This is a genomic window from uncultured Maribacter sp. (assembly GCF_947500405.1).
Lineage (GTDB): Bacteria > Bacteroidota > Bacteroidia > Flavobacteriales > Flavobacteriaceae > Maribacter_B.
This window is the reverse complement of sequence record NZ_CANMRY010000030.1, coordinates 1-2,356: the sequence shown is the minus strand read 5'-3', so window position 1 is coordinate 2,356 and position 2,356 is coordinate 1. Positions and strand designations below refer to the sequence as shown.

1 protein-coding gene is annotated in these 2,356 nt (G+C 35.9%); it reads left to right on the top strand.

All coding sequences use genetic code 11. From position 1 onward, the window contains the following. On the top strand, positions 1 to 2,356 hold a 2,356-nt coding region (locus Q0945_RS15755; RefSeq protein ID WP_299436546.1), incomplete at both ends, for a hypothetical protein.

Genomic DNA, 2,356 nt, shown 5'->3' with positions numbered 1-2,356 from the left:
ATAATTTAGATGGTACATATACTTTTACAGATGCATCGGGTACAGATGTGATCATCTCAGATACATCCATTTCAACATTATCTACACCAGTAAATGGTGTGTATACGTATACAGATGAAGCAGGAAACACCCAAACTATAGACACCAATGCAAGTAGTAACCCTTATGACAATAGTACATCTTTACTAACAGCGACTAATGTACAAGATGCTATTGATGAGATAGTAAATAATAGTAGTGATAATCAGCAAATAAGTAGTTCTGTTATTACTGCTAACGAAACATTAAATATTGTTTTAGAAAGAGGAGGAAATACTAATATTGATATTAGAGATGCCGATTCAGATATTACGAACGAACTTACTGTAGTAGGTAATGGAGCTCCAGTAGCAGCCCCTGCAAACAATAATATAGGAGCCACTTATGTAGATGAATCTGCAGGTCAATTATATGTTTGGGATGGTTCAGCTTGGGATGTAGTAGGAGGAAGTGCTACACCAATAGCTGATATAGTTACAACTTTGGTGGATCATGGAGATGGTAGTTTTACATATACGAATGAAAATAATGATGACGTAATTTTCAGAGCTTCTACAATTTCAGATAATGGAAATGGAACTTCAACTATTACAACTGCCGATGGAGATACTCTAATTGTAGATAATGATGGGGTTGATAATGATACACAATACACAGCAGGTAATGGATTAAATCTAGATGTTAGTAATGTGTTTACAGCAGTAGCAAGTCCAGATGCAAACAATGCATTAGATGTACGAGCTAACGGTATTTATGCTACAGATACGAATACAGAGTACACAGCGGGTGATGGTTTAGATTTATCAGGAACAGAGTTTACAGCAAATATTAGTGGAAATGCGGGTAATGCATTATCAATAGTAGGAGGTGAGCTTTACGCTACCGATACAGATGACCAAGATGCAGGAGAGGTTACTTTTGATGATAGTACAGCAAACTTAGGAGAGACGGATGTACAGGGAGCAATAGAAGCATTAGCCAGTGCAACCGATAATGATACGCAGTACACAGCAGGTAATGGATTAAACCTAGATGTTAGTAATGAGTTTACAGCAGTAGCAAGTCCAGATGCAAATAATGCATTAGATGTACGAGCTAACGGTATTTATGCTACAGATGATCAAAATGCGGGTGAAGTTTCAGTAAATCCAGCAGGCAATATAACAAGTACAAATGTGCAATCTGCTTTAGAAGAGCTAGATGCAAGTATAACCTCTAGTGAACTAACTACAACAGTAGTAGAAGGAACAGGAATAGATGTAACCCCAAGTGTAACTGGAAATAATACAGAGTATACAGTAAGTTTTGAAGAAGCAGCAATAGCCGATGGAAATATTACTTCAGGAGATAATACAATAGATGTAACAGGCGGAGACGATTCTGTTTTTACGGATGTAGTTCTAGATGTAAGAGACAATGCAATTACAAATGCAAAGTTAGCAAACAATGCAGTACAGACAGAAAATATAGTAAATGGAACCATTTTAGCGGAAGATGTTTCATCAGGCGGAAATGATAAAGTTTTAGTTACAAATCCTGCGGGAGTAGTAGAGTGGATAGATAAGAGTGCATTAGTTCCAGCAACAACGGTATCTAATACAAGTAGTGGAAATGCATTAAGTACAACAGTAGATGGCGTAACAGGAGCAAATGTAAGTATTATAAATAGTAATACATTAACATTAAATGGTAGTGATGAGTTGGTAAGTACTGTAAATGGAGTGGATTCAAATGCGATAGATTTATCGGATTATAGAGAGACTGTAGTAGGCACAGGGGATATTGGTGTTACCGATGATGGAAATGGTAATTATACGGTAAACTATGTAGATGGCGATAGTGATGATGAGAATGAGATACAGGATTTAAATTACGATGCTAGTACACAAACATTAAACATTACGAATAATGGAAGTGCTACGAATATTGATTTAAGTGGGTTGAATGATTCAGGGACTGATAATCAGGCTATAGATAACTTGTCAATTGTTGATGGGGAATTAAATTTATCACTTGAAAGAGACGGAGTATTACCTTCTACAGTAGATTTAATAAGTAGTGGAGCAAATAATGATATAACATTCGGTGCAGATGGAGGTCTTTATTTGAATGTAGCTTCAGTAACTATTTCAGAAACGAATACGACTTTAGGTTTTAATGGAACGACAAACGAATTAACATTTACAAATGAATTAGGAAATAATCCTGTATTAAATCTTTCAAGTATAAATACAGATAACCAAGAAGTAGATACATTTAGTTTCAATGCAGCTACAGGAGATTTAACCTTAGAAGTACAGGATGACGGTCAAGCAGC